The organism is Isoptericola sp. NPDC056618 (assembly GCF_042792715.1).
Taxonomy (GTDB): domain Bacteria; phylum Actinomycetota; class Actinomycetes; order Actinomycetales; family Cellulomonadaceae; genus Isoptericola; species Isoptericola nanjingensis.
In genome coordinates this window covers 1-26,024 of record NZ_JBHTVZ010000016.1, presented here as the reverse complement: position 1 = coordinate 26,024, position 26,024 = coordinate 1, and the positions used below count along the sequence as shown (strand labels likewise).

Genomic DNA, 26,024 nt, shown 5'->3' with positions numbered 1-26,024 from the left:
TCGGCCTCCGGCGCGCGATCGCGGCGTCGTCGTCGACTGCCGCGGTGACTACGGTGTAGCACTCGGGGGGTTGGCGGCAACTCCACTGGTAGGACGGAAAGGTTTCATCGTGGACGACGCCCGCGCCCGTGAGCTGCTGACGCAGATGTGGGTGGAGCAGCACGAGGTGGTCACACGATTCGTGGCGCGTCGGGTGGAGGCGGGGCTGGTGGACGACGTCGTGTCGGAGACGTTCCTGGTCGCCTGGCGCCGTCTCGGCGACGTGCCCGCCGACCCGAAGCCGTGGCTGCTGGGCGTCGCCCGCAACGTGCTCGCGACCCACCTGCGCACCCACGGCCGCTGGCGCGCCCTGGGCGTGCGGCTCGAGCGGGAGCCGGAGGCGGGCAAGGAGGGTACCGACGACCTCGCCGCCGACCGGACCGACCTGCGCCGGGCGTGGGAGATGCTCTCCGACGCGGACCGGGAGGTCATCGCCCTGGTCGCGTGGGACGGGCTCACCGCGGTCGAGGGCGCCAAGGTCCTCGGCGTCCGCCCGTCCACGTTCTCCGTCCGCCTGACCCGGGCTCGGAAGCGGCTGCTCGCCTACTCGGGCCTGAAGGCCGACACCGCCGACGTGCTGCGCAACCTCCAGGAGTCGCGATGAAGTCCCCCATGATGGCGGAGCTCGCCGACCTCGACCCCGCACGCCACCTCCGCGCGCCGGGCCGCCCCGACGACGAGGCGCTCCAGGCGATCCTCGGCACCGCGCGGCGGGCCACCCCGATCCGCCGTCGCGCGCGCCCTGCCGTCCTGGCGGGCGCGGCGGCCGCCGCCGTGGTGGCGGTGGCCGGCGTCGCCACGGTGTGGTGGCCCGGGTCGCAGGCCGCGTACGCGTCGTGGACGGCCGTCCCCACCGCCGTCCCGCCGGGCGAGGTCGGGGCCGACGCTCAGGCGTGCGGCACGGTGGCGCACCGGATCGCCGAGGGTGACGACGGCCCGCAGGTCGAGGACGTGCCGATCAGCCCGGTCCTGGCCGAGCAGCGCGGCGACTACACGTACGTGCTGCTCACGGGCGACGGCGCCACCGGCGAGTGCCTGGTCACGACGCAGGCCTCCGGCGCGACCGACGTCGTCGCGGGCGACGCGGTGCTGGGGTCGGAGCCCGCCGAGCCCGGGCCGCGCGACGTCACGACCGTCCAGGCCGGTACCGCGTCCTGGTCCGAGGGGGACACCGGCGACGGCGCGCTCACCTCCGCCTACGGGCGTGCGGGGGCGGACGTCGTGTCCTTCGCGCTCACCACCACCTCGGGCGAGCGCGTCGAGGCCACCGTCCAGGACGGCTGGTGGGCGGTCTGGGCACCGGGCGAGGCATCGCTGCGCACCACCGCGGAGCTCACCTTCTCCGACGGTGCCACCGCGGAGGTCGCGGTCGACCGGTGAGGCCCGGCGGCTACTCGCCGTCCTCGCAGGCGACGCCGTTGCCGTTGGGGTCGAGCGCACCGCGGTAGGCGGGCTGGCCGTTCTGGATGGGCGCGGCGCCGGCCTGACGGGCGGCGTTGCAGTCCCAGTAGAACCAGGCGGAGTCCTGCTGCTGTTGCTGCTGCTCGACCTGCTGCTGCTCGACCTGCTGCTGCTCCTGCGCCTGCTGGTCCTCGAAGGCCTTCTTCTGGCTCGCGAGCTCGGTCTCCTTGGCCTCGGCGGCCTGCTCGCGCTCCTTCAGCGCCTGTTCGCGCTTCTGAAGGTCGTCCTTCTGGGTGCTGAGGTCCTTCCGCTGCTGGTCCACCTCGGCCTGGGCCTGCTCGGCCGCGGCCTCCATGCGGTCGGCGTCCACGAGGGCCTGCGCGGCGTCGGAGCTGCGCACCATCGAGATGGAGACGCCGAGGATGCAGCCGAGCGCCAGGCAGGCGACGGCGACGCCGGCGATCAGCGGGCCGCCGCGCTTGCCGCGCCCGCGGGACCCGGAGCGCGTGCGACCGGACGAGGCCTCGGCCTCCTCGGCGGCCCGGTCGGAGGCCCGGCGCTCGGCGCGCCGGCCGCTGCTCGTGCGGATCCGGTCGCCGACGGTGCGGAGCGCGGCGGACACGGTCGCGACCGCTCCGCGGTCGTCCTCGGCGGCGGGGTGGCCGTACGGGGGAGCGGCGGCCGGGATCGCCGCGGGCGGCGGGGGAGGCGGGGCGGAGACGGTCGCGACGGGGGCGCCGTACGTGGCCGGGGCCGACGGCGGCAGCGGCGGCTGGGGAGGCAGCGGGGGCAGCGGGGGCATGGCCGCGACGGTGGTCGGGGCGGCGGGCGCGTACGCGACGGCGGCGCGCACGGGCGCCATGACCGTGGTCGCCTCGGCGGGGGTCTCGGGCCGGGCCGGGCGCGCGGCGTCGTCCACCCAGTACTCCCAGCCCTGGGGTGCGGGCGGCCACGCGGGGTCGGGGACCCACCCCGTGTCGGGCCGGAACCCCGGGGGTACCTGCCACCCCGGGGGCGGGTTGAATCGCACAGCCATGACACTCCTCCGTCGTCGAGCGGCACCCACTATGGCGGAAACCGCCCTCGTCGGTCCATGTGCCCGCCGTGCGTGCCCGCTCCGTGGACCGGCGCGGACGCCCCGGTCAGACCCCCGGGAGGTGCTTCCGGTAGTGCGCGACCACGACGCCCGTGGACACCGCGCCCAGCGCCACGAGGACGACGAAGAGCTGCGTCGTCGTGAACGGCGGCGTGACGGCGGCCATGACGGCCGGCGTGAGGAAGCCGGCGTACGCGACGGCGTAGAAGACGCCCGTGAGGCCGGCGAGGTGGCGCGGCCCGGCGATGCGCTGCACCTCCAGGAGCCCTGACGACAGGCCGATCCCCATGCCCGCGCCGCCGACGACGGCCGCGCCCACGCCCCACCACGGGGAGCCCGACGCGACGACGAGCCCGACGCATGCCACCGCGACCGTCAGCGCCCCGGCCGCGACCGCCAGCCCGCGGGCCGAGTCGACGGCGTCGAGCCGCTTGGCGGCGGGCTGCACGACGGCGGCCACGCCGAGCGCGACCACGGTGAGCAACGTGGCGTACGCCACGCCGAAGCCCTGCGTCTGGTCGCGCAGCAGGACGGGCGCGTACCCGTAGGTGAGCGCCGCGACGACGAAGATCCACGGCGCGACGACCGCGACCACCCGCGTGAACCGGCGGTGCCCCGCCGGGGGCACCCGCAGGCCGCGCCACCACGGCCCGGCCTCGCCGCCGAACGCGTTCGACTCCGGCGTGCGGAGCACGATCAGGAGGAACGGCGCCGTGACGACCAGGTGCACCACGAACGGCAGCACCTCGGGCCACGGCCCCCACTGCGCCAGCGCACCCGCGACGAGCGCGCCCACGCCCGACCCGAGGGTGAACGCGAGGGACGCGCGGCGCGCGCCCGAGCCGGCGTCCGCGGTCCGGTCGTACGGGACCTGCGAGAGCTCCTTGATCCAGCTCGTGCCGACCGACGTCGCCGTCCCGACCGTGATCCCGGCGAGCAGGCGGCCGACGTAGATCGGGACGGGGCCTAGCGCGCCGAACGCCAGCACCGCGCTGGCGACCATGCCGATCGCCGTGCCCGCGAGCATCACGGGGCGGCGGCCGTACCGGTCGGACAGCGTCCCGGCGACGAGCAGCGCGGGCGCGAGGCCGAGCACGTACACGCCGAGGAACGCGTTGACGGTGGCGTCGCCGTAGCCCTGCACCTCCTCGTACATGAGCAGCACGGGGGTGAACTGGTTGCCCGCCCACGACGACACGAACAGCGCGGCGAACGCGCCGAGCCAGGGCCGCCTCACAGGATGCCCCGGTGCCGGCGGACGTGGTCGTGCAGCAGGTCGCAGTACGCGTCGGCGTCGCCCTGCTCGACGGCGGCGAGCATGGTCTCGTGCTCGGCGAGCGCGGCGGAGACCTCGTCGGCCCCGACCTGCAGGTGCTGGAACATGAGCCGGAGCTGCCGGTCGCGCAGCAGCCCCATGAACTGGATCGCGGTCTGGTTGCGCGACGCCCGCACGAGCACCCCGTGGAACGCCGAGTCGGCGACGACGAACGCCTCGACGTCGTCCGCGGCGGCCGCCCGCCGCTGCGTGTCCAGGTGCGCGCGCAGCTCGTCGACGACGGCGGCCGCGGGACGCCCGTGCGCGAGCGCGCGGCGGGCGGTGGAGCGCTCGACGGCCTCGCGCATCTCGAGCACGTCGCGCGCCTCGTCGGGGGCCATCGGGACGACGGCGGCCCCGCGCCGCGGCGCGACCGCGAGCAGCCGTTCGGCGTCGAGCCGCAGGAACGCCTCGTGCACGGGGGTGCGGCTGATGCCGAGCTCCGCCGCGACGTCGCCCTCGGACAGCAGCACGCCGCCGGCCGCCTCGCCCGAGAGGATCTTCGCCTTGGTGTGCTGGTACGCGCGCTCGGCGGCGCTGAGCGACGGGGTCGGCGGGATGGGCGGGGGTGTCGGGAGGACGGTCACCCGGGGCAACCTACGCTTGCATCCAACTTGCATGCAAGGCCGAGGGCGAGCGCCCACAGCGATCGGTGAGGCGTGTCGGTCGCCGCTGGTAGACCGGGGGCATGTTCCTCCTGGACGCGGACCGCAGCACCGACGGCACCGGCGAACCCGTCGTCGTGCACTCCGCGAGCGACCTGGTCGTGGCCGCCGAGTGCGAGTTCCGGCTGCTGCGCCGCCTCGACGAGCTGCTCCGCAGGGTGCCGCGGCGCGAGCGCGAGGCCGACGTGATGCTCGAGCGGACGGCCGCGCTGGGCGACGCGCACGAGCGCCGCGTCCTGGACGAGTACGTGGCCCGCTTCGGGCGGTCGGACGGCGGTCCCGGCGGCGTCGTCGAGGTCGGGGCGCCGGCGCGGCTCACGCGGGACGGGCTGGAGGCGGCGCACGGCGCGACCCTCACGGCGATCGAGTCGGGGGCGGACGTCGTCGCGCAGGCCTCGTTCTTCGACGGCGAGTTCCACGGCCGGGCCGACTTCCTCGTGCGCGACCCGCTGGGCGACCCCGACGTCGGCCCGGGGCGCCCGGGGGAGCACGCCGCCGGCGTCCTGCCGCGCTACGCCGTCCTCGAGACCAAGCTGGCGCGGCGGGCCAAGGTGACCGCGCTCCTGCAGCTCGCGGCGTACGCCGACCAGCTCGCCGCCGCGCACGTCGACCCGACCGACGCCGTGCACCTGGTGCTCGGCACCCGCGTCACCAGCTCCCACCGGCTCGCCGAGCTGCTGCCCGTCCTCCACCAGCGGCGCGCACGGCTGCGGGAGGTCGTCGCCGCGCACCGCGCCGACGACGGGCCGCTCGCGTGGGGCGACGAGCGGTTCACCGCCTGCGGCCGGTGCCCAGCCTGCGCCGAGCAGGCGGCGGAGCACCGCGACGTCCTGCTGGTGGGCGGCGTCTACGAGCAGCAGCGCGCGCGCCTCGTCGCGGGCGGCATCACGACCATCGACGAGCTCGCGAAGGCCGAGGAGCCGCCCGCGGGCATGCCGGCCCGCAGCTTCGAGCGCGTGCGCGACCAGGCGCGGCTGCAGCTCGGCACGGGCGAGTGGGACGGCGAGGTGTCGTACGACGACCACGGCGAGCCGGCCGTCATCCGGTGGCAGCTCCCGGACACGTCCGCCGTGCGCCGGCTCCCGCCGCCCAGCCCGGGCGACGTCTTCTTCGACTTCGAGGGCGACCCGCTGTGGTCCGACCCGCAGGGCGAGCAGTGGGGGCAGCAGACCGGCCTCGACTACCTGTTCGGGCTGGTGGAGCGCCCCGCCGTCGAGGGGGAGGCGCCGCCGTTCCGCGCGTTCTGGGCCCACGACCTCGCCCAGGAGCGGCAGGCGCTCGTCGACTTCGTGGACTACCTCACCGAGCGCCGGCGGCGGTACCCGGACCTGCACGTGTACCACTACGCGTCGTACGAGCGGGTGCACCTGCTGTCCATCGCCGCCCGGCACGGCGTCTACGAGGAAGAGGTGGACCAGCTGCTGCGCGACGGCCTGCTGGTGGACCTCTACGCCGTCGTGCGGTCGTCGCTGCGGATCTCCGACCGCTCCAAGTCGATCAAGAAGCTCGAGCCGCTGTACATGGGCGACGACCTGCGGTCGGGCGACGTCACCACCGCGGCCGCGTCCATCGTCGCGTACGCCGAGTACACGGCCCTGCGCGACGCCGGCCGGCACGACGAGGCCGACGCCCTGCTGCGCGACATCGCCGACTACAACCGGTACGACTGCGTCTCCACGCTGCGCCTCTTCGACTGGCTGCGCTCCGCCGCCGACGTCGTCGACGCGCGCGAGGGCGTCCCGGTGACGGCGGCGCCCGGCGTCGTCGCCGACCGCGCCGAGGAGGCCGGCGTGCCGGCCGAGGAGACGCCCCGGCAGACGGCGACGCGCGAGGCCCGCGAGCGGCGGCTGGCCCTGGAGGCCGCGGTGCGCGACCGGGCCGGCGAGGACCGCGGCGTCCGCGACGACGAGGCGCAGGCACTCGCGATGATCGGCGCGTCGCTGGGCTACTGGCGCCGGGAGAGCAAGCCGTTCTGGCACGAGCACTACTCGCGGCTGGAGCTGCCGCCCGACGAGTGGCAGGGCCGCCGGAACACGTTTCACGTGGAACGCGCGGCGGTGGTCCAGGACTGGCTCGTCGAGGACGGGCGGCGCGCGCCGGCGCGGGTCCTGGAGCTGGTCGGCCGCCTGTCGGAGGGCTCGGAGCTCGGCGTGGGCGCCGTGCCGTTCGTGCTCTACGACGACCCGGCGCCCGACGCCGTGACGGTGCCGGCGAACGCGGTGCGCGGCTTTCACGGCGGCGCGACGATCGTCGACGCGGTGCGCCGCCGGACGGACGCGGGGGAGCGGGACGTGCTGCTGCTCCGCGAGCAGGTGCGCGTCGGGGCGGAGACCTTCGACGCGCTGCCGATGGCGCTCACCCCGTCGAGCGGCCCGCGCGCCGACCCGCAGGAGCAGGCGCTCGAGGAGGTGGTGGGGCGCGCACTGGCGGCCTGGGACGCCGACCGTGCGCTGCCCGACGGCCCGGCCGCGGACCTGCTGCGCCGCCGCCCCCCGCGCCTGGCCGGCGGCGGGCCCCTGCCCGACGTCGTCGACGGTGACTTCACGGCCGCCGTGCTGGCCGCGACACGAGAGCTCGACCGCTCGTACCTCGCGGTGCAGGGCCCGCCCGGCACCGGCAAGACGCACGTCGGCTCGCACGTGATCGCCGCGCTGGTCGCCGAGGGCTGGCGCGTCGGGGTGGTCGCGCAGTCGCACGCGGCCGTGGAGAACATGCTGCGCGCCGTGGTGGAGAAGGCGGGCGTGCCCGCCGACCGGGTGGCCAAGAAGCGGCAGGCGGACGGCTCGGGGCATGCCGCGTCGCCTACCGCCGTCTGCGTGGAGCTGTCGGGGGACGACCTTGCCGAGTTCTCCCGCCGCGGCCCCGGCGTCGTCGGTGGCACGGCCTGGGACTTCGCCCACCCCGGCCGCTGGCCGGACGACGACCTCGACCTGCTGGTCGTGGACGAGGCGGGACAGTTCTCGCTCGCGTCCACGATCGCGGTCTCCCGGTCCGCGCGACGTCTGCTGCTCCTGGGCGACCCGCAGCAGCTGCCGCAGGTCAGCCGCGGGCGCCATCCCGAGCCCGTCGACCGGTCCGCCCTCGGCTGGCTCGTCGACGGCCGCGACGTGCTGCCGCCAGGGCTCGGGTACTTCCTCTCGCGGTCGTGGCGGATGCACCCCGCGCTCTGCGAGGCCGTGTCCCAGCTGGCGTACGAGGGTCGGCTGCAGGCCCACGAGACCGCGGCCGCCCGGCGGCTCGACGGCGTGGCCCCTGGCGTGCACCACGTGCCCGTGCGGCACGAGGGCCGCGGCGTCGCGTCGCCCGAGGAGGCGCAGGAGGTCGTGCGGCAGGCGTCCGCCGTCGTCGGGCGGGCGTGGACCCCGGGCGACGGGCGGCCCGCGCGCCCGCTGGAGCCGCGCGACGTCGTCGTGCTCGCCGCCTACAACGCCCAGGTGTGGGCGGTGCGGAGCGCGCTCGACGACGCCGGGCTCGGGGGCGTGCGGGTGGGCACGGTCGACCGGTTCCAGGGCGCCGAGGCGCCGGTCGCGATCGTCACGCTCGCCGCGTCGTCGCCCCACGACGTGCCCCGCGGCACCGGGTTCCTGCTGTCCCGGCGCCGGGTCAACGTCGCCGTCTCGCGCGGGCAGTGGTGCGCGATCGTCGTGAGGTCGCCCGAGCTCACCGACTACCTGCCGCACACCCCCGAGGGCCTCGGCCGCCTCGGCGCCTTCCTCGGGCTGTGCGAGCGGGCGGTCTAGAAGCCGCCGAAGTCGCCGCCCCCGAAGTCGCCCCCGAAGTCGCCGAACCCACCCGCGTCGCCACCGGCGTCGCCGCCGTACCCGGGATCGCCGGCGGCCTCGGTGTACCCGCCGTCGCCGCCGGCGTCCGCGCCCGCGTCACCCCCGGCGTCGCCACCCTCGGCCCCCGCGTCGGAGCCTGCGTCACCGGCGAAGTCCTGCGAGGGATCGCCGAAGGCCGGGCCGAAGAGCGCGTTCGCGACGGCCGAGCCGATGACGACGCCCGCGACGGTGCCGAGCAGGCTGGAGCCGACCATCGACCCGAAGCCCGGACCGCGTGCGCCGTAGCCGCCCTGGCCGCGGAACGACTGCTCCAGCGTGCCGGGGTTCCGCATCTCGGCGCGCGTGGCCATGCGGGCGAGGGACTGCGGGTCGTCCGAGGTCGCGCGCTCGGCCGGTGGGAGGCCGGAGCCGAGCTCGTCGAGCACACGACGACGCTGCTCGGGCGTCAGGCGGGCGAAGGCCTCGGCGTGCGCCTGCTCGACCGCGTCCGGCGGCGCGGTGCGCAGCAGGTAGCGGTAGCGCTCGACGGCCACCTCGTCGGGGTCGCGTGGGGCGGCGGGGACGCCGGCACCGGGCCGCCCGGCGGGCTGCTGGCCGGGGTACGGCGCGTAGCCGTGCTTCCCCGGCGACTCGCCGGTGCGCGGCCGGGCGTCGTCGGGCCGGCCGGGAACGCCGTGGTACGAGCGCTCGTCGTGAGTTCTGCCGAGGAGTCGGTCGAGGAATCCCATGACGGTCCAACGATCGCCACGGAGCCCGCGTTCCCGGGAACTGCGACGGCCCGCACCCCGACGAGCGGGGTGCGGGCCGTGCGACTCACGCGGCCGGCGTCAGCCGGCCGGGCGGTGAGATCAGAGCGGGCGGACGTTCTCCGCCTGCGGGCCCTTCGGGCCCTGCGTGACGTCGAACTCCACGCGCTGCTCCTCGTCCAGGGACCGGTAGCCCTGGGACTGGATGGCGGAGAAGTGGACGAACACGTCGGCCGAGCCGTCCTCGGGGGCGATGAAGCCGTAGCCCTTCTCGCTGTTGAACCACTTCACGGTTCCGGTGGCCATGCTTACTCCTTCAAGAGGTGTCGACGACCTCGACCGTCGAGATCGCGCATCACGGTGAATCGTCGTCAACTCTTGAGACCAAGGTCCGCCGGGTGACCGCATCAGTCCTTCCGATGCGATCGCCGTGGCGCGGACGGAGACCGTCCGGATCGAGCGAGGCACTGCAACGGGCACAACGGTACGCGAGCGCGAGCACGCGCACCAGTGTTGCCGCACCGGCTGTCCACAGGGTGGTCACCCCGGTGGACGCGGCGTCGGCGGGGGCCGATAGAAAGGAGTCATGACCACTTCCCCCGTGCCCTCCCTCCCTCTGTCCGGCGACGTCGAGATCCCCCAGGTCGGCCTCGGCGTCTTCCAGGTGCCCGACGACGGCACCCAGGCCAACGTCGAGCAGGCGCTCGAGCTCGGCTACCGGCACGTCGACACCGCCGCCGGCTACTACAACGAGGCGGGCGTCGGCGCGGCGCTGCGCGCGTCGGGACTGCGCCGCGAGGACGTCTTCGTCACCACCAAGCTCCGTAACGGCGACCAGGGGTACGAGCAGGCGCTGCGTGCGTTCGACGACTCCCGCCGCGCGCTCGGCGTCGACCAGGTGGACCTCTACCTGATCCACTGGCCCGTCCCCGCCAAGGACCTGTACGTCGAGACGTGGCGCGCGTTCGAGAAGCTGCTCGCCGAGGGCGCCGTCCGCGCGATCGGGGTGTCCAACTTCCTGGTCGAGCACCTCGACCGGCTCGTCTCGGAGACCGACGTCGTCCCCGCCGTGAACCAGGTCGAGGTGCACCCGACGTTCCAGCAGTCCGCGGTGCAGCAGCGCTGCCACGAGCTCGGCGTCGCCGTCGAGGCGTACTCGCCGCTCGGCCGCGGCGCCGACCTGGACGCGCCGGCCGTCGTCGCCGCGGCGACGGAGCTCGGCGTCACGCCCGCGCAGGTCGTGCTGCGGTGGGCGGTGCAGCAGGGGCGGATCGTCATCCCCAAGTCGCTGTCGGCGGCGCGGCAGGCCACCAACCTGGACGTCTTCTCGTTCGAGCTGTCGGCCGACCAGGTTGCCTCGATCGACGCTCTGGAGGCCGGGGTCGAGGGGCGCACGGGGGCCGACCCGGCCACCGCGTCGTTCACGCAGTTCCGCGCCTGACGCGAGGCCCCACGAGGCCGAGTGTGACCCAGATAACAGGTTCGTCACGATCTGCAGGGAGTGACCCGCGCGACACGTCGGCGACATACAGTCTCGCTACGTTCAGCGGCACTGAATGCGGTGTTGAGCCGCGAATGTCCTACCTCCAAAAGGGGAGCAGCATGATCCGACGCACCACGGCCGCCAAGGGCATGGCCCTCGCGGCAGTCCTCAGCCTCGGCCTCGCAGCATGTGCCTCGTCCGACGGCGGGAGCGACGACAGCAGCGAGGGCGGCGGCGGCTCCGCCGAGCCGCTGAAGATCGGCACGATCCTGCCGGTCACGGGCACCCTCGCCTTCCTCGGGCCGCCGGAGATCGCCGGCGTCGGTCTCGCGATCGACGACATCAACGCCGCCGGCGGCGTCCTCGGCAACGACGTGAGCGTCGAGTGGGGCGACTCCGGCGACAGCACCGACCTCTCGGTGGCGACCAGCACCGCCACCGACCTCATCGGAAAGGGTGTCTCCGTCGTGATCGGCGCGGCGTCGTCGGCCGTGTCCCTCGGCGTGGTCGACCAGTTCGCGGAGGCGAGCGTCATGCAGATCTCGCCCGCGAACACGGCGGCGGACCTGTCGGGGTACGGCGAGTTCTTCGCCCGCACCGCCCCGCCGGACACCGTCCAGGGGCCGGCGCACGCCGACCTCATCATGGGCGACGGCCACTGCAAGGTCGGCTTCCTCGTGCAGAACGAGGCCTATGGCAACGGCCTGCGCGACTACATCCAGGAGGCGCTCGAGGCCGGTGGTTGCGAGGCGGTCTACGGCGGCAACGGCGAGGGCCACGAGTTCGCGCCGGGCGAGACCAACTTCGGCGCCCAGGTGACCGACCTGCTCGCGCAGAAGCCGGACGCCATCTCGATCGTCGCGTTCGAGGAGACCACCGCGATCGTCAACGAGCTCGTGTCGCAGGGCTGGGACTTCGACGGCACCACGTACTTCGTGGACGGCAACCTCTCCAACTACGGCGACGCCTTCGACAAGGGCACCCTCGCCGGAGTGCAGGGCACGCTGCCCGGCGCGCAGGCGGACGACGCCTTCCGTGAGCAGCTCACGACCTGGTACTCCGAGAACGAGGACGGCGAGCTCGAGGACTTCTCGTACTCCGCCGAGTCGTACGACGCGACTGTCCTCGCCGCGCTGGCCGCGGTGAAGGGCGGAGCGACGGACGGTGAGACCATCTCGAAGAACATCCGCGCGGTGTCCGGTGCCGACGGCGGCACCGAGGTGAAGACCTTCGAGGAGGGCGTCAAGGCGCTCGAGGCCGGCGACGACATCCACTACGTCGGCAAGTCCGGCATCGGGCCGCTCAACGAGTCGAACGACCCGACGTCCGCCTTCATCGGCATCTACAAGTACGGTGCCGACAACACCTACACCTACCAGCGGCAGATCGAGGGCAAGATCGAGGAGTGATCCTCGCTCGCTGACCTCAGTCACGACGACGGCCCGGGCGCTCCCGCAGAGCGGCCGGGCCGTCGTCGTGCCGGGCGACGCCGCCCCGCCGTCGAGGTAGTACCCGTGGTGCCGAGGTAGTACCGCTCCGGCCGAGGTAGTACGAGCAGTGGCGAGGTAGTGCCGCGAGCGCCGAGGCAGGACGAATCCTGGCGAGGAAGTAGGGATCTCGCCGAGGTGTACGAATCCTCGCGGGGTAGTTCCTCCTCGGCGACGGAAGGACGTCGTGGCTCACCCCGGGGCCGCGATTCTGCCCCCAGGGCGCTTCCGTCCACAGGTCTCCGGTGGGCGGTGGATCCGATGGCCAGGAGCGGCAGGGTCGACCCATGAGAGAAGTCACCCCGAGGAGGTCCGCCGCGCCGAGGCCGCGCGGCAGCGCGCGCTCGAAGACGCGGGACGGATCGTCGTCCGCGTCCGCTGGGACGACCTGGGCGACCCCGAGGCGCTCGAGCACCTCATCCGGGGCGCATACCTCGCCGCGCGACGGCGTGCCCTGCTCGGGCTGACCGCCTGACGTTTCCCGCTCGTCCGCGACGACGACGGCGGCCGCTCACCCGAGCGGCCGCCGTCGTCGTGCCTCGTGCGTACTACTTCGCCGAGCCTCGTACTACCTCGGCAGTCCCGGTACTACCTCGGCGGGCTACTTCGTGTCCTCCGCGAGGGAACCGAGGTACAGGGAGATGACCTTCGGGTCGGACTGCAGCTCGCGCCCGGTGCCGGTGTACGCGTCCTTGCCCTGGTCGAGCACGTAGCCGCGGTCGCAGATCTGCAGGCAGCGGCGGGCGTTCTGCTCCACCATGATGATCGACACGCCGGCCTTGTTGATCATCCGGGTGCGCAGGAACGTCTCGTCCTGGCGCACCGGGGAGAGGCCCGCCGACGGCTCGTCGAGCAGCAGCACGGACGGGTTCATCATGAGCGCCCGGGCCATGGCCACCATCTGGCGCTCGCCGCCGGACATGGCGCCCGCCCGCTGGGTGCGGCGCTCGTGCAGCACGGGGAACAGGTCGCGGATGAACGACCAGCGCTCGTCGAAGACCCTCGGGCGCAGGTACACCCCCATCCGCATGTTCTCCTCGACCGACAGCGACGGGAAGACGTTGTTGGTCTGCGGCACGAACCCGACGCCGCGCGCCACGAGGGCGTTGGCCTTCATGCCGGTGATGTCGTCGCCCCCGAGGGTGACGGTGCCCGAGTGGATCTTGACCAGCCCGAACAGCGCCTTGAGCAGCGTGGACTTGCCGGCGCCGTTGGGGCCGATGATCCCCACCAGCTCGCCCTTGCCCACCTCGATCGAGCAGCCGTCGAGGATGTGCACCCCGGGGATGTAGCCCGCGACGAGGTTGTCGGCCCGCAGCAGGAGCTCCTTCCCCTCGGGGACGCCGCCCTTGTGGGTCTCGGTCGTCAGGGTGTCGCTCATCGCTTCTCCTCCTCGGCCTCGAGGCGGGCCAGGATCTCGGGGTCGAGCAGGGAGTCGTCGCCCAGGTCGGTGTCGTGGTGGGCGCCCAGGTAGGCGTCGACCACGGCCTGGTCCTGCATGACCGTCGCCGGCGGCCCCTCGGCCACGATCCGGCCCTCCGCCATGACCACCACCCAGTCGGAGATGTGCCGCACGGCGTGCATGTCGTGCTCCACGAACAGGACCGTCATGCCCTCGTCGCGCAGCGCCTGCACGTGCCCCAGGAGGGACTGCACGAGGGCGGGGTTCACGCCCGCCATCGGCTCGTCGAGCATGATCATCGTCGGGTCGGTCATGAGGGCGCGCGCCATCTCGAGCAGCTTGCGCTGCCCGCCCGACAGCGACCCGGCGAAGTCGTCGGCCTTCGCGTCGAGCTTGAACCGGGCGAGGATCTCCATCGCCTTCTCGGTGGCCTCCTTCTCGTGCGCCTGCCAGGTGAACGGCAACCAGGAGAGCCAGAAGCGCTCGCCGGGGTTCTTCGGGGACGCGAGCAGCATGTTCTGCAGCACCGTGAGCCGCGACAGAGCCTTCGTGAGCTGGAACGTACGGACCATTCCCGACTGGGCGACGCGCGCCCCGCTCTTGCCGGCGAGCGACTTCCCCTCGAAGCTCCAGTGCCCGCTCTCGGGCGTGTCGAAGCCGGTGAGCAGGTTGAAGAACGTCGTCTTGCCGGCGCCGTTGGGGCCGATGAGCGCGGTGATGGCGCCGCGCTGCACCTCCAGGTGGTCGACGTCGACCGCCGTCATGCCGCCGAAGCGGCGCACGACGTCGTCGGCCACGAGGATGGCGTCCGGCTTGGGCGCCCCGACGACGGGCTCGACCTGCGCGAGGTCGTCGCGCGCCTCGGCGGCGACGGCGGAGGTGGGGGCGACGGCGGCCGCGGCCGCGGCGTCGACGACGGACTCGGGCTGTCCGGCGGCGTCGTGCGCCTGGCCGGACGTGGTCTCTTCGGACATGTCAGCGGACATTGAAGGCCAGCTCCTTCTTGTTCCCGAGGATGCCCTGCGGCCTGAAGATCACGAGGAGCATCAGCGTGATACCCACCAGCATGCCGCCGATCTGCTCCACGTTGGTGGTGCTGATGACGTCCCCCACCCCGGTGTTCTCCGACAGGGCGCGCATCCCGGTACGCATGAACATGTAGGCGCCGAAGAAGATCATCGCGCCGAGCACCGGACCGAAGACGGTGGCGGCCCCGCCGAGCAGCAGCACCGTCCACACGAAGAACGTCATCGTGCGGCCCATCGCGTCGGGGGCGATGGTGATCGGCAGCACGTAGAGGACGCCCCCGAGGGCGCCGAGCATCCCGCCCAGCACCAGCGACTGCAGCTTGTACGAGTACACGTTCTTGCCGAGTGCCCGCACGGCGTCCTCGTCCTCGCGGATGCCCTTGAGCACGCGGCCCCAGGGGCTACGGGTGACGAGCCAGACGAACAGCAGGGCCAGGGCGACGACGCCCCACGCGAAGATCCGCGTCCACCAGGAGTCGGACCCGGTGTTGATGTACTCGAGCGGCCCGATGACGGTACGGCCGTCGGGCAGGGGTGACAGCTCCTGGAAGGTGCCCTTGTAGTTGCGGCCCTGGAGGCCGGAGGCCCCGCCGGTCCACTCCTGCAGCCAGGTGGACCGCCCGATCCACCGGATGATCTCCGCGGCGGAGATGGTGACGATCGCCAGGTAGTCGCCGCGCAGCTGGAGCGTCGGGATGCCGAGCAGCAGCGCGAAGAGCAGGCCTGCGACCAGGGCGACGAGCAGCGCGAGGAAGAACGGCGCGCCCGCGATCGTCGCGATGCCGAAGCCGTAGGCGCCCAGCAGCATGAAGCCGGCCTGGCCCATGTTGAGCAGCCCGGTGTACCCGAAGTGCAGGTTGAGCCCGATGGCGGCGAGCGCGTACGCGGCCGTCGTCGGGGCGATGAGCTCGGCGAGCGACTGGGTGAGGATTCTGAGGAACTCGTCCATGGTCGGTCTCCCTTCAGCCGATCCGCTCGCGGCGGCCCAGGATGCCCTGCGGCCGGATCAGGAGCACGAGGATGAGGATCACGAGCGCCGACGCGTACCGCAGGTCGCTCTGGATCACGAGGTTGGACAGCTCGACCACGAGGCCGATGAGGATCGACCCGACGAGGGCGCCGAACGCGGTGCCGAGGCCGCCGAGCGTCACGGCGGCGAACATGAGCAGCAGGAGCTGCACGCCGAGCTGCCAGTTGAACGACCCGAACGAGATGCCCCACATCAGCCCGGCCAGCGCGGCGAACGCGGTGGCGAGGATCCACACGACGCGGACCACCTTGTCGGGGTCGATGCCGGTGGCCGAGGCCAACGCCGGGTTGTCGGACACGGCGCGGGTGGCCCGGCCCAGCCGGGTGCGGGTGAGGAAGAGCGCGAAGCCGATCAGGCACACCAGCGCCACCGCCATCGAGATCCACGACGTGGTGCTGAGCGTGATCCCCAGCAGCGTCAGGGGCCGCGGGTTGGCCGACAGGATGCGCTCCGACCCGCCGCCGATGAGGAGCTGGATCACGTACTGCAGGGTGATCGACAAGCCGATCGAGACGATCATCAGCTGCATCACCGGGGTGCCCCGGCGGCGCAGCGGCCGCCAGATGGCGGCGTCCTGCGCGACGCCCGTGAGGGCGCAGATAGCGATGGTCAGCAGGCCTCCGACCCAGATCGACATGCCCATCTGGTTGATGGCGATGAAGCCGAGCGCGGCGCCGAGGGCGAACTGCTCGCCGTGGGCGAAGTTCGACATCCCGGTGGTGCCGAAGACGAGGTTGAGGCCGATGGACGCGAGGGCGAGCAGCAGGCCGAAGCGGATGCCGGAGCCGAACTGCTGCCACACCTGGCCCCAGGAGAAGGCCCGCTCGGAGGCGTCGCCCTCCGGCGCCGTCGCGACGCCGTCACCCTCGGTGGTGGTGCCGGTCCCGGCGTCGGTGCCTTCGTCGCCGCCCGGTGCGGTCGTGGTGGCCTCCGCGCTGGGGCTCTCGGAGGCCACGGCCTCGCCCCCGACCCGGAACGCGGCCCGTCCGGTGCCGCCGGTCTGGGCGGTGACCTGGAGCTCGGTCGACGCGCCGTCCGGCAGCTGCTCGCCCGCCGGCAGGGACGCGGGATCGAGCGTGAGGGTGTAGCGGCCGACCTCGGGCACCGCCACCGACGCGGGGGCGTCCGCCGTGGTGGTGACGGTCTCGTCGAAGCCGCCCGGACCGGTGATGGTCACCTCGGCGTCGGCGATCCGGTCGCCCGCGTCGTTCATGACGACGACGGCGACGCAGGCGGTCGAGTCGTCGGGCTTGCAGTCGGTCGCGACGGCGGTCGCGGCCCTCGTGCCCGCGGTACCGGTGCTGGTGGCACCCGTACTGATGCTGGTGGGGGCGCTGCTGGTGTGCGCCGCGTCCGCTCCTGGGGCTGCCTGCGCTGGTGGCGAGGCGAGCACTGCAGGGGCGAGGGCGATCGCGAGCGCTGCCACCGTGCGGCGCAGCGCGATCGCCCTGGTCGGTCGGTCCGTCGTCATCGGCCGGGTCCTCCGTGTGTCGATGTCGTTCCCCCGGGGCGAGCCCGGGGTTCCGCCCGCTCACCCCGTCGATGCAGGGACACTAAAGGCCCCATGTATCCGCGGCGTTTCGCGAGCGTGCCGCGAGTGTAGCGAGCCAGATGTGACGCAGATGACAGATCTAGGTCACAGTCCTGCATCGCGCGGGCGGAATCCGGGCGGCGGCCGCGCGGACCTAGGCTGGCCGGGTGCCCGACGACCTGACCGCTCCCGCAGACCTCGACGCCACGCCCGACACCGACCCCGGCGTCACGCCCGACCGCGCTCCCGTCGCGGAGCGCCGCCCCACCGTCCGCCGGCACCACGGCGACGAGTTCGTCGACGACTACGAGTGGCTGCGCGACAAGTCCTCGCCCGAGGTGCTGGCGCACCTGGAGGCGGAGAACGCGTGGACCCAGGCGCAGCTGGCGCACCTGGCGCCGCTGCGGCGGGCGGTCTTCGACGAGATCAAGGCGCGCACGCTCGAGTCCGACCTGTCGGTGCCCGTGCGGATGGGCGGGTCCTGGTACTACACGCGCACCGAGGAGGGCCGGCAGTACCCGATCCACGCGCGCGTGCCCGCCGCGGGGGAGTGGGCGCCCCCGCAGGTCGAGGCAGGCTCCGTGCCGCCCGGCGAGCAGGTGCTCCTCGACCAGAACGCCGCGGCCGACGGGCACGACTTCTTCTCTCTCGGCTCGTTCGACGTGTCCGAGGACGGCGCGCGGCTCGCCTACGCCGTCGACACCCAGGGCGACGAGCGGTTCACGCTGCGCGTGCGCGACCTGACGACGGGGGCGGACCTGCCCGACGTCGTCGAGGGCACGTTCCCGGGCGCCGTGCTCACGCCCGACGGCCGGTACGTCTTCTACCCCACGGTCGACGACGCGTGGCGGCCCTACCGGATCTGGCGGCACGAGGTCGGCACGCCGGCGTCGGACGACGTGCTGGTGCTGGAGGAGCCCGACGAGCGGTTCTGGATCGGCGTCGGGCTCACGCGCTCGCGCCGCTACCTGGTGATCGAGGCCGGGTCCAAGACGACCAGCGAGGCGCGCGTCCTGGAGGCGGACGACCCCACGGGCGAGTTCCGCGTGGTCTGGGAGCGGCGGGACGACGTCGAGTACACGGTCGAGCACGCCGTGCTGGGTGACGGCGACGGCGCGGGTCGCGACGCGCTCCTCGTGCTGCACAACGACGGCGCGGAGAACTTCGAGCTGGTCGTGACGGACGTGCCGGCGCGCGCCGACGGCGCGTGTGCCCTGGACCCGGCGGCCGCGCGCGTCGTCGTGCCCCACGACCCGGACGTGCGCCTCGAGGGCGTGGACGCCTTCGCGCGCCACGTGGTGCTGAGCCTGCGGCGCGAGGCGCTGCCGCGGGTCGCGGTCGTCGACCTGGCGCGCACGACGGGGGAGCAGTCGTGGACGGCGCGGGAGATCGACGTCGACGAGCCGCTGTTCTCGGTGGCCCTCGACGCGAACCCCACGTGGGAGCAGCCGCTGCTGCGCGTGCAGCACACGTCGTTCGTCACGCCCGCCACGGTGGTGGACGTCGACCTCGCCACGGGGGAGCGGCACGTGCGCAAGCGGCAGCCCGTGCTGGGCGGTTACGACCCGGCCGACTACGCGCAGCACCGCGAGTGGGCGACCGCCGAGGACGGCACGCGCGTGCCGATCAGCCTGGTGTGGCGGCGCGACGCGGTGACGCTCGACGGCTCCGGTACGCGCGCCGAGCCCGCACCGCTGCTGCTGTACTCGTACGGCGCGTACGAGACGAGCATCGACCCGTACTTCTCCGTCCCGCGCCTCAGCCTGCTGGACCGCGGCGTCGTCTTCGCCGTCGCCCACGTGCGCGGCGGCGGCGAGCTGGGCCGGCACTGGTACGACGACGGCAAGCTCGCGGCCAAGGAGCACACCTTCACCGACCTCGTCGCGTGCGGGCGGCACCTGGTGGAGACGGGCTGGACGTCGCCGGAGCGGATGGTGGCCGACGGCGCCAGCGCGGGCGGGCTCACCGTGGGCGCGGCGCTCAACCTGGCGCCCGACCTGTTCGCCGGCGTGCTCGCGGGCGTGCCGTTCGTCGACGCGCTCACCTCGATGCTCGACCCCACCCTGCCGCTCACCGTCGTCGAGTGGGACGAGTGGGGCGACCCCCTGCACGACCCCGAGGTGTACGCCCGGATGAAGGGGTACGCGCCGTACGAGAACGTCCCCGACGACGCGTCCGCGTACCCGCGGGTGCTGGCGACGACGTCGCTGCACGACACCCGCGTGCTGTACGTGGAGCCCGCCAAGTGGGTCGCGCGGCTGCGGGCCGCCGGCGCCCCGGCGCTGCTCAAGATCGAGATGTCCGCCGGGCACGGCGGTGTCTCCGGGCGGTACGCGCGCTGGGAGGAGATCGCGTTCGAGCACGCGTGGACGCTGGACGTCCTCGGCGCGGCGTGAGTGACGTCTGCGCGACCGGTGCGTGCCGCGGGTGAACCCTGCGTGGCCGATCCCACATCGCGGGGTTGGAACGGCGGGCGCGCCCCGGACGTCGTAACGTCGCGGGGCCGGGGTCGCGCGACCCCCGCCAACTCGTCGCTGAGCCGGCTCCGTGCGCTCGCGCACGACCGGTCGTCTGGAGCTCGTGTGTCAGGAAACGCCACCACCAGGTTCGCAGGGGTCTCCCTGCTGGCCGTGACCAGCAGGATCCCGGCCGGGGTGCGGACCTCGGCCGCCGTGCAGCGGCGGCTCGCCCCCGCGCTGCGCCGACTGCGGCTCCCCACCACGCTGCTGGAGCGCGTCGCCGGCGTGCGCGAGCGGCGCGCCTGGGCCGCCGACGAGGACGTCGACGACGCGACCGTCGCCGCCGGGCGCGAGGCGCTCGCCGTCGCGGGCGTCGACCCCGCCGACGTCGGCCTGCTCATCAACACCTCCGTGACGCGCCGCCACCTCGAGCCGTCCGTCGCGGTACGGCTGCACCACGGGCTGGGGCTGCCGTCGTCGGCCGTGAACTTCGACGTCGCCAACGCCTGCCTGGGCTTCATCAACGGCATGAGCCTCGCCGCCGGGATGATCGAGTCCGGCCAGGTCCGGTACGCCGTCGTGGTGGACGGCGAGGACGCCGACGTCATCCACGACCGCACCATCGAGCGGCTCCTGCAGGAGGACCGCAGCCGCGACGACTTCATGCAGGAGTTCGCGTCGCTCACCCTCGGCTCCGGCTCCGCCGCGGCCGTGCTGGGGCGCACGGACGAGCACCCCGAGGGGCACCGCGTCCTCGGCGGCGTCACGCGCGCCGCGACGCAGTTCCACGACCTGTGCGTCGGCAGCACCGAGGGCATGTTCACCGACGCGAAGGCGCTGCTGGAGGGCGGCCTCGAGCTCGTCGTCGACGCCTGGAAGGACGCCGTCGCCGACTGGGACTGGGCACGCATGGACCGCTACGTCACCCACCAGGTGTCGCGCGTGCACACCGACGCCATCGTCGAGGCCGTCGGCCTGGACCGGGCCAAGGTGCCCACCACGTACGAGCGCTACGGGAACGTCGGGCCCGCATCCGTGCCCCTCACCCTCGTGGAGCAGCAGGACTCGCTGAGCGCCGGCGACCGCGTGCTCCTCATGGGCGTCGGGTCCGGCATCAACACGGCGATGCTGGAGCTCGCGTGGTGACGGGCGTGCCCGCCCCGACCCCCCGCCCCGCCGACACCGCGCCCCCGGGCCTGCCCGGCCTCGACCCGCGCCACAGCCACGTGCTCACCGACGCGCGCGGCGCGTCGTGGCACTACCTCGACAACGGGCCCGAGCTGGCCGCGCGCGGGCACGAGCCCGTCGGCACCGTGCTCGCCGTGCACGGCAACCCCACCTGGTCGTACCTGTGGCGGCGGCTCGTCGCCGACGCGCTGGACGCGGCCGACGCCGGCGCGCCCGCCTGGCGCGTCGTCGCCGTCGACCAGCTCGAGATGGGCCTGTCCCAGCGCACCGGCGAGCACCGGCCGCTCGCCCGCCGCGTCGCCGACCTCGGCGCGTTCACCGACGCGCTCGGCCTGACGGGGCCGGTCGTGACGCTCGGCCACGACTGGGGCGGCGTCGTCTCGCTCGGCTGGGCCGTCGACCACCCCGGCCTGCTCGCCGGCGTCGCGCTGCTCAACACCGCCGTGCACCAGCCCGACGACGCGCCGGTCCCCGCGCCGCTGCGCCTCGCCCTCGCCGGACCCGTGCACCGCCTCGGCACGCGCACCACCCGCGCGTTCCTGGAGACGACGCTGTCGCTGGCCCGCCCGCGGCTGGCCGCCGACGTCGCCGCGGCCTACCGCCTGCCCTACCTCGCCGCCGACGAGCGCGACGGCATCGAGGGCTTCGTCGCCGACATCCCCACAGGCGCCGCCCACCCCAGCGCGCCTGAGCTGGACCGCATCGCCGCCGGCGTCGCCCGCCTCACCGTGCCCGCCGTCCTGCTGTGGGGGCCGCACGACCCGGTCTTCTCCGACCGGTACCTCGACGACCTCGTGCGCCGCCTGCCGCACGCGCACGTGCACCGGTTCGCCGACGCCGGGCACCTGATCGCCGAGGACGCGGACTGGACGCCGGCCGTGCTGCGGTTCGTGTCCGAGCTCACCGGCCCCTCCGCCGCGAGCAACACCTCGCCGTCCGCTCCGGCGGACGAGTCCGCCGCGCCGTTCGTGCCGCTGTGGGCGGCGCTGGACGCGCGGGCCGACGACGACGCGCCCGCGGTGCTGGACATGACGACCCAGGGCGCGGACGCGCGGCCGTTCACGGCGAGCTGGCGTGCGCTGGACCGGCAGGTGCGGCGCATCGCGGCGGGGCTGCACGGCATCGGCGTGCGGCGGGGCGACCGGGTGTCGCTGCTGGTGGAGCCGGGCCCCACGCTGACGGCGCTCGTGTACGCGTGCCTGCGGATCGGCGCCGTCGTGGTGGTGGCCGACGCCGGGCTGGGCGTGCGCGGGCTGACGCGGGCGCAGCGGGGCGCGTGGCCGCGGTTCGTCGTCGCGCAGCGCAAGGGCCTGGCCGCGGCGCGGGCGCTGGGCTGGCCCGGCGTGCGGATCTCGGCCGAGCCGCTCGCCCCGGCGGTGCGCCGGGCGCTCGGCGTCACGCACGAGCTGGTCGACGTCGCCCGGGCGGGCGAGAGGCAGCCGCTGCCGCCCGAGCCGGGGGCGGACGACGAGGCCGCCGTGCTGTTCACGTCGGGCTCGACGGGCCCGGCGAAGGGCGTCGTCTACCGGCACGCCGAGCTGTCGGCGCTGCGCGACGCGCTCGCCGCGCACTTCGACGTCGGGCCCGGCACGGGCCTCGTCACCGGGTTCGCGCCGTTCGCCCTGCTGGGGCCGGCGCTCGGCACGCGGTCGGTGACGCCGGTGATGGACGTGTCGTCGCCCGCGACGCTCACCGCGCGCGCCGTCGCCGACGCGGTGACGGCGTCCGACGCGCGCATCGTCTTCCTCTCCCCGGCGGCGATCCTCCACGTCGTCGACACCGCCGACGCCCTGGACGACGCCGACCGGGCGGCCCTCGCCCGGGTGCGGACCTTCCTGTCGACGGGCGCGCCGATCTCGGCCGGGCTGCTGGGCTCGGCGGCGGCGCTCATGCCGTCCGCGACCCCGCACACCCCGTACGGGATGACGGAGTGCCTGCTCGTCACGGACATCACGCTCGAGGGGATCCGGGACGCGGCCACGGCGCCGGACGCCGGCGTCTGCGTGGGCCGGCCCGTCGGCGGCGGCGAGGTGCTGGTCAGCGCGCTCGACGCGGACGGCGACGCCACCGGCGCGCCGTCCGCGGATCCCGGCGTGCTGGGCGAGGTGCTGGTGCGCGCCGGGCACCTCAAGGAGCGCTACGACCGCCTCTGGCTCACCGACCTCGCCGCCGAGCGCGACACCCCGCCGGGCCGCTGGCACCGCACGGGCGACGTCGGGCACCTGGACGACCAGGGCCGCCTGTGGATCGAGGGGCGCCTCGCGCACGTGCTGCGCACCGCCGACGGGCCGCTGGCGCCCGTGGGCCCCGAGCAGCACGTGGAGCGGGTGCCCGCGGTGCGGCGCGCTGCCCTCGTCGGCGTCGGGCCCGCGGGGGTGCACCAGGCGGTCGCCGTCGTCGAGACCACCGGCACCACGCGCCGCCCCGGCCTCGCGCCGGACGACCTCGCCGCCGCCGCGCGTGCCGCGTCGCCGGTGCCGCTGGCCGCCGTGCTGGCCGTGCCGCGCATGCCCACCGACGTACGGCACAACTCCAAGATCGACCGCACCCGGCTGGCGAGGTGGGCGGACGGGGTGCTCACCGGCGGACGGGTGGGGCAGCCGTGACCGTGCTCGTGACGGGCGCGTCCGGGCTGCTCGGCGGCGCGGTGGCGCGGGCGCTCGTGGCCCGAGGGGACGACGTGCGGACCCTGCAGCGGCGCCCGTCCGGTGTCGACGGCGCGGCCGACGTGCTCGGTTCCGTCACCGACCCGGAGGTCGTCGCACGGGCCGTCGAGGGGGCCGACGCCGTCGTGCACCTCGCGGCCAAGGTGTCTCTCGCGGGGGCGGCCGCCGAGTTCCACGAGGTGAACGTGGGCGGCACGCGGACCCTGCTGGACGCCGCCGAGCGCGCGGGCGTGCGCCGGTTCGTCCAGGTGTCGTCGCCGTCGGTCGCGCACCTGGGGACGTCCCTGGTCGGCGCCCCGGCCAGCCCCGCCGACCCCGAGGGGGCGCGCGGCGACTACGCGCGGACCAAGGCCGCCGCCGAGGTGCTCGCGCTGGGGCGCGACGCCGGCGGTGCCCGGGGCGGCGGGCCGCGGGTCGTCGCCGTCCGGCCGCACATCGTCTGGGGGCCGGGGGACACGCAGCTCGTGGAGCGCGTCGTCGACCGCGCCGCCCACGGACGTCTCCCGCTGCTGGGCCACGGCGCGGCCCTGATCGACACGCTCTACGTGGACAACGCCGCGGACGGCATCCTCGCCGCCCTCGACCGCCTCGGCGACGCGCCCGACGTCGTCGGCGGGCGGGCGTACGTGCTCACCAACGGCGAGCCGCGCACCGTCGCCGACCTGCTGTCCGGCATCTGCCGGGCCGCGGGCGTCCGCCCGCCCGCGTGGCGGGTGCCCGCCGGCCTGGCACGGTCGGCCGGCGGCCTCGTCGAGGCCCTGTGGCGGGTGCGTCCCGGCGCCGACGAGCCGCCGATGACGCGCTTCCTCGCCGAGCAGCTGTCCACCGCGCACTGGTTCGACCAGCGGGCCACCCACCGCGACCTGCGCTGGGTCCCGGCGGTGAGCGTCGACGAGGGGCTGCGCCGCCTGGCGGCGCACTACGGGGCGTCCGCGCCGCCCCTGCCGTAGCTCCCCCCGGACGCCGTCCGCCACGCGCGAGCACGACACGCCGCTGCCAGATGAACAACAGGTGAACAGTCCCGGAACAGTTCACCGAACGGCCCACCGGCGGTCGAAAACGCTCAGGTCCACCCCCCACGATGGGTGCCGTGACCGAGACGCTTCTGCTCGCGCTCGTCGTCGTGACCGCACTCGCCTTCGACTTCACGAACGGGTTCCACGACACGGGCAACGCGATGGCCACCTCCATCGCCACCCGAGCCCTCAAGCCCCGGACCGCCGTCGCGCTGTCCGCCGTCCTCAACCTCGTCGGCGCCTTCCTCTCCCTCGCCGTCGCCGCCACGATCGCCAAGGGCATCGTCGACGCCGGGGTCATCACCCTGCCCGTCGTCCTCGCCGGCCTGGTCGGCGGCATCGTCTGGAACCTCATCACCTGGCTGTTCGGCATCCCGTCGAGCTCCTCGCACGCCCTCGTGGGCGGCATGGTGGGCGCCGTGCTCGCCGCCGTCGGCACGTCGGGCGTGCTGTGGGAGGGCGTGATCGCCAAGGTGCTCGTGCCCGCCCTCATCGCCCCCGTGGTCGCCATCGCGGTGGCCGGCGTCGGCACGTGGCTCGTGGCCCGGCTGACCCGCGGCGTGCCCCAGGACGTGACGAACCGCGGCTTCCGCTGGGGCCAGATCGGCTCCGCGTCGCTCGTCTCCCTGGCGCACGGCACCAACGACGCGCAGAAGTCGATGGGCATCATCCTGCTCGCGCTCATCGCGGGCGGCGCGGTGCCGGCCGACTCCGGCGTCCCGTTCTGGGTCATCCTGTCCTGCGCCCTCGCGATGGCGGTCGGCACCTACCTGGGCGGCTGGCGGGTCATCCGCACCCTCGGCAAGGGCCTCGTCGAGATCGACACCCGCCAGGGCATGGCCGCCGAGACGTCGTCCGCCGCCGTCATCCTGCTGTCCAGCCACTTCGGCTTCTCGCTCTCGACGACGCACGTCGCCACGGGCTCCGTGCTCGGCTCGGGCGTCGGCATGCCGGGCGCGAAGGTCCGGTGGAGCGTCGCGGGCCGCATGTTCGTGGCCTGGATGGTCACCCTCCCCGCGGCCGGCCTGGTCGGCGCGCTGTGCCACTGGCTGGAGTCGTCCATCGGCGGCGCCGCCGGCACGATCGCCGTCTTCGTGCTGCTGGTCGTGACGTCCGCGGCGATCTGGGTCGCCTCGCGGCGCAAGCCCGTCGACCACACCAACGTCAACGAGGCCTGGGACGAGGAGAAGGGCGCGTCCGTCGAGTCCGTCGCCGCCACCACCGGCGAGGCCGGCGGCGAGCGCGTCGGGCCCGTGCCCGCCGTGGCCACCGCCTCGTCCGTCGCGCCTGCCGTCGGTGCCGTGGGCACCGTCAGCGCCCCGTCCAACCCGAAGGTGGGAGCATGAACTTCATCGAGTGGGGCTCGCTCGGCCAGGTCCTCGTGGCCGGCCTGATCGTCGGCGCCGGCATCCCTGCGCTCTTCGCGCTCGGGCTGCGGCTGCTGGCCGGCACGACGTCGGCCGACGCGCCGGGCGGTCCGGTCGCCCGGTCGTCGTCCGACGCGAACGACGCCCCGACGTCGCGCGCCGTCGCCATCCCGCGCCCGTCGCCGGCCCGCCTCGCGGGCGCCATCGCCTGCATGGGCGTCGTGGTCGGGGCCATCGCCTTCGGGCTGGTCTTCCTGGTCTCCGGCGGCCACTGACCGACCTACCTTCGAGCACGCGATCCGTCGCGCCATCCGACCTGATGG

The 26,024-nt window shown here is 74.5% G+C and carries 20 protein-coding genes; 11 read left to right on the top strand and 9 right to left on the bottom strand.

The features are described from left to right. Positions 1-109: 109 nt before the first annotated feature. Entirely contained in the window at positions 110-643 is a 534-nt protein-coding gene (locus ACFQ8T_RS16745) for an RNA polymerase sigma factor (protein ID WP_430547614.1), read from the top strand. After that, positions 640-1,419, top strand: coding sequence for a hypothetical protein (locus tag ACFQ8T_RS16740; RefSeq protein ID WP_430547613.1), 780 nt, complete (start codon positions 640-642; stop codon positions 1,417-1,419). Before ACFQ8T_RS16745 ends, ACFQ8T_RS16740 begins: the two co-directional genes overlap by 4 nt. A 10-nt stretch (positions 1,420-1,429) precedes the next feature. Here the strand turns inward: ACFQ8T_RS16740 and ACFQ8T_RS16735 are convergent, their stop codons facing one another. From ACFQ8T_RS16735 to ACFQ8T_RS16725, 3 genes are all read right to left on the bottom strand, one after another. Continuing rightward, on the bottom strand, positions 1,430-2,476 hold the full coding sequence (locus ACFQ8T_RS16735; RefSeq protein ID WP_430547612.1) for an excalibur calcium-binding domain-containing protein: 1,047 nt from the start codon (positions 2,474-2,476) through the stop codon (positions 1,430-1,432). A 106-nt stretch (positions 2,477-2,582) separates the two neighbouring features. Continuing rightward, on the bottom strand, positions 2,583-3,773 hold the full coding sequence (locus ACFQ8T_RS16730; protein WP_430547611.1) for an MFS transporter: 1,191 nt from the start codon (positions 3,771-3,773) through the stop codon (positions 2,583-2,585). Then, positions 3,770-4,438, bottom strand: coding sequence for a GntR family transcriptional regulator (locus ACFQ8T_RS16725; RefSeq protein WP_430547610.1), 669 nt, complete (start codon positions 4,436-4,438; stop codon positions 3,770-3,772). The genes ACFQ8T_RS16730 and ACFQ8T_RS16725 overlap by 4 nt, the downstream gene beginning before the upstream one ends. Before the next feature lie 101 nt (positions 4,439-4,539). Between ACFQ8T_RS16725 and ACFQ8T_RS16720 the strand changes: the two genes are divergently transcribed. Further along, on the top strand, positions 4,540-8,256 hold the full coding sequence (locus tag ACFQ8T_RS16720; protein ID WP_430547609.1) for a TM0106 family RecB-like putative nuclease: 3,717 nt from the start codon (positions 4,540-4,542) through the stop codon (positions 8,254-8,256). Here the strand turns inward: ACFQ8T_RS16720 and ACFQ8T_RS16715 are convergent. Next, entirely contained in the window at positions 8,253-9,026 is a 774-nt protein-coding gene (locus ACFQ8T_RS16715) for a hypothetical protein (RefSeq protein WP_430547608.1), read from the bottom strand. The two genes, ACFQ8T_RS16720 and ACFQ8T_RS16715, sit on opposite strands and share 4 nt — an antisense overlap. Positions 9,027-9,146: 120 nt before the next feature. Further along, positions 9,147-9,350, bottom strand: a complete 204-nt coding sequence (locus ACFQ8T_RS16710) for a transcription antiterminator/RNA stability regulator CspE (RefSeq protein WP_079576569.1) — start codon at positions 9,348-9,350, stop codon at positions 9,147-9,149. Between the two features lie 280 nt (positions 9,351-9,630). Between ACFQ8T_RS16710 and ACFQ8T_RS16705 the strand changes: the two genes are divergently transcribed. Together ACFQ8T_RS16705 and ACFQ8T_RS16700 are read left to right on the top strand one after the other, a co-directional pair. Then, on the top strand, positions 9,631-10,485 hold the full coding sequence (locus tag ACFQ8T_RS16705) for an aldo/keto reductase (RefSeq protein WP_430547607.1): 855 nt from the start codon (positions 9,631-9,633) through the stop codon (positions 10,483-10,485). 161 nt (positions 10,486-10,646) lie between these two features. Continuing rightward, complete coding sequence (locus ACFQ8T_RS16700) at positions 10,647-11,936, top strand: ABC transporter substrate-binding protein (protein WP_430547606.1); 1,290 nt, start codon at positions 10,647-10,649, stop codon at positions 11,934-11,936. A 679-nt stretch (positions 11,937-12,615) separates the two neighbouring features. On the opposite strand, the gene ACFQ8T_RS16695 is transcribed toward ACFQ8T_RS16700, so the two are convergent. The 4 genes from ACFQ8T_RS16695 to ACFQ8T_RS16680 are packed head-to-tail and all read right to left on the bottom strand — an operon-like array spanning position 12,616 to position 16,945. Further along, positions 12,616-13,395: an ABC transporter ATP-binding protein gene (locus ACFQ8T_RS16695; RefSeq protein WP_430547605.1), complete on the bottom strand. Its 780-nt coding sequence runs from the start codon at positions 13,393-13,395 to the stop codon at positions 12,616-12,618. Beyond that, positions 13,392-14,390, bottom strand: coding sequence for an ABC transporter ATP-binding protein (locus tag ACFQ8T_RS16690; protein WP_430547604.1), 999 nt, complete (start codon positions 14,388-14,390; stop codon positions 13,392-13,394). Before ACFQ8T_RS16690 ends, ACFQ8T_RS16695 begins: the two co-directional genes overlap by 4 nt. A 1-nt stretch (position 14,391) precedes the next feature. Continuing rightward, positions 14,392-15,393 (bottom strand): branched-chain amino acid ABC transporter permease, encoded by a 1,002-nt coding sequence (locus ACFQ8T_RS16685; RefSeq protein ID WP_430547603.1) that lies wholly within the window; start codon positions 15,391-15,393, stop codon positions 14,392-14,394. Between the two features lie 13 nt (positions 15,394-15,406). Continuing rightward, positions 15,407-16,945, bottom strand: a complete 1,539-nt coding sequence (locus ACFQ8T_RS16680; RefSeq protein ID WP_430547602.1) for a branched-chain amino acid ABC transporter permease — start codon at positions 16,943-16,945, stop codon at positions 15,407-15,409. 239 nt (positions 16,946-17,184) lie between these two features. Here ACFQ8T_RS16680 and ACFQ8T_RS16675 point away from each other — a divergent pair, with 239 nt between their 5' ends. The 6 genes from ACFQ8T_RS16675 to ACFQ8T_RS16650 all read left to right on the top strand — a co-directional run bounded on the left by ACFQ8T_RS16675 (position 17,185) and on the right by ACFQ8T_RS16650 (position 25,976). Continuing rightward, positions 17,185-19,401 carry a S9 family peptidase gene (locus ACFQ8T_RS16675; RefSeq protein WP_430547684.1) on the top strand — a complete coding sequence of 739 codons (2,217 nt, stop codon included), beginning with the start codon at positions 17,185-17,187 and terminating at the stop codon, positions 19,399-19,401. A gap of 186 nt (positions 19,402-19,587) precedes the next feature. Then, positions 19,588-20,610 (top strand): 3-oxoacyl-ACP synthase III, encoded by a 1,023-nt coding sequence (locus ACFQ8T_RS16670; RefSeq protein ID WP_430547601.1) that lies wholly within the window; start codon positions 19,588-19,590, stop codon positions 20,608-20,610. Positions 20,611-20,615: 5 nt separating this feature from the next. Further along, on the top strand, positions 20,616-23,258 hold the full coding sequence (locus ACFQ8T_RS16665) for an alpha/beta fold hydrolase (protein ID WP_430547600.1): 2,643 nt from the start codon (positions 20,616-20,618) through the stop codon (positions 23,256-23,258). Next, positions 23,255-24,268: an NAD-dependent epimerase/dehydratase family protein gene (locus tag ACFQ8T_RS16660; RefSeq protein ID WP_430547599.1), complete on the top strand. Its 1,014-nt coding sequence runs from the start codon at positions 23,255-23,257 to the stop codon at positions 24,266-24,268. The genes ACFQ8T_RS16665 and ACFQ8T_RS16660 overlap by 4 nt, the downstream gene beginning before the upstream one ends. A gap of 131 nt (positions 24,269-24,399) precedes the next feature. Continuing rightward, a complete protein-coding gene (locus ACFQ8T_RS16655; RefSeq protein ID WP_430547598.1) occupies positions 24,400-25,680 on the top strand; it encodes an anion permease in 1,281 nt (426 codons plus the stop codon). Further along, positions 25,677-25,976, top strand: a complete 300-nt coding sequence (locus ACFQ8T_RS16650; protein WP_430547597.1) for a hypothetical protein — start codon at positions 25,677-25,679, stop codon at positions 25,974-25,976. Before ACFQ8T_RS16655 ends, ACFQ8T_RS16650 begins: the two co-directional genes overlap by 4 nt. Positions 25,977-26,024 lie beyond the last annotated feature (48 nt).

Excerpts from the sequence above, each read along its gene's own strand:
- ACFQ8T_RS16680 (WP_430547602.1), bottom strand. The coding sequence starts at position 16,945 with ATGACGACGGACCGACCGACCAGGGCGATCGCGCTGCGCCGCACGGTG.
- ACFQ8T_RS16655 (WP_430547598.1), top strand. The coding sequence starts at position 24,400 with ATGGGTGCCGTGACCGAGACGCTTCTGCTCGCGCTCGTCGTCGTGACC.
- ACFQ8T_RS16695 (WP_430547605.1), bottom strand. The coding sequence starts at position 13,395 with ATGAGCGACACCCTGACGACCGAGACCCACAAGGGCGGCGTCCCCGAG.
- ACFQ8T_RS16710 (WP_079576569.1), bottom strand. The coding sequence starts at position 9,350 with ATGGCCACCGGAACCGTGAAGTGGTTCAACAGCGAGAAGGGCTACGGC.
- ACFQ8T_RS16720 (WP_430547609.1), top strand. The coding sequence starts at position 4,540 with ATGTTCCTCCTGGACGCGGACCGCAGCACCGACGGCACCGGCGAACCC.
- ACFQ8T_RS16685 (WP_430547603.1), bottom strand. The coding sequence starts at position 15,393 with ATGGACGAGTTCCTCAGAATCCTCACCCAGTCGCTCGCCGAGCTCATC.
- ACFQ8T_RS16690 (WP_430547604.1), bottom strand. The coding sequence starts at position 14,390 with ATGTCCGAAGAGACCACGTCCGGCCAGGCGCACGACGCCGCCGGACAG.
- ACFQ8T_RS16735 (WP_430547612.1), bottom strand. The coding sequence starts at position 2,476 with ATGGCTGTGCGATTCAACCCGCCCCCGGGGTGGCAGGTACCCCCGGGG.
- ACFQ8T_RS16740 (WP_430547613.1), top strand. The coding sequence starts at position 640 with ATGAAGTCCCCCATGATGGCGGAGCTCGCCGACCTCGACCCCGCACGC.
- ACFQ8T_RS16715 (WP_430547608.1), bottom strand. The coding sequence starts at position 9,026 with ATGGGATTCCTCGACCGACTCCTCGGCAGAACTCACGACGAGCGCTCG.
- ACFQ8T_RS16705 (WP_430547607.1), top strand. The coding sequence starts at position 9,631 with ATGACCACTTCCCCCGTGCCCTCCCTCCCTCTGTCCGGCGACGTCGAG.
- ACFQ8T_RS16650 (WP_430547597.1), top strand. The coding sequence starts at position 25,677 with ATGAACTTCATCGAGTGGGGCTCGCTCGGCCAGGTCCTCGTGGCCGGC.
- ACFQ8T_RS16700 (WP_430547606.1), top strand. The coding sequence starts at position 10,647 with ATGATCCGACGCACCACGGCCGCCAAGGGCATGGCCCTCGCGGCAGTC.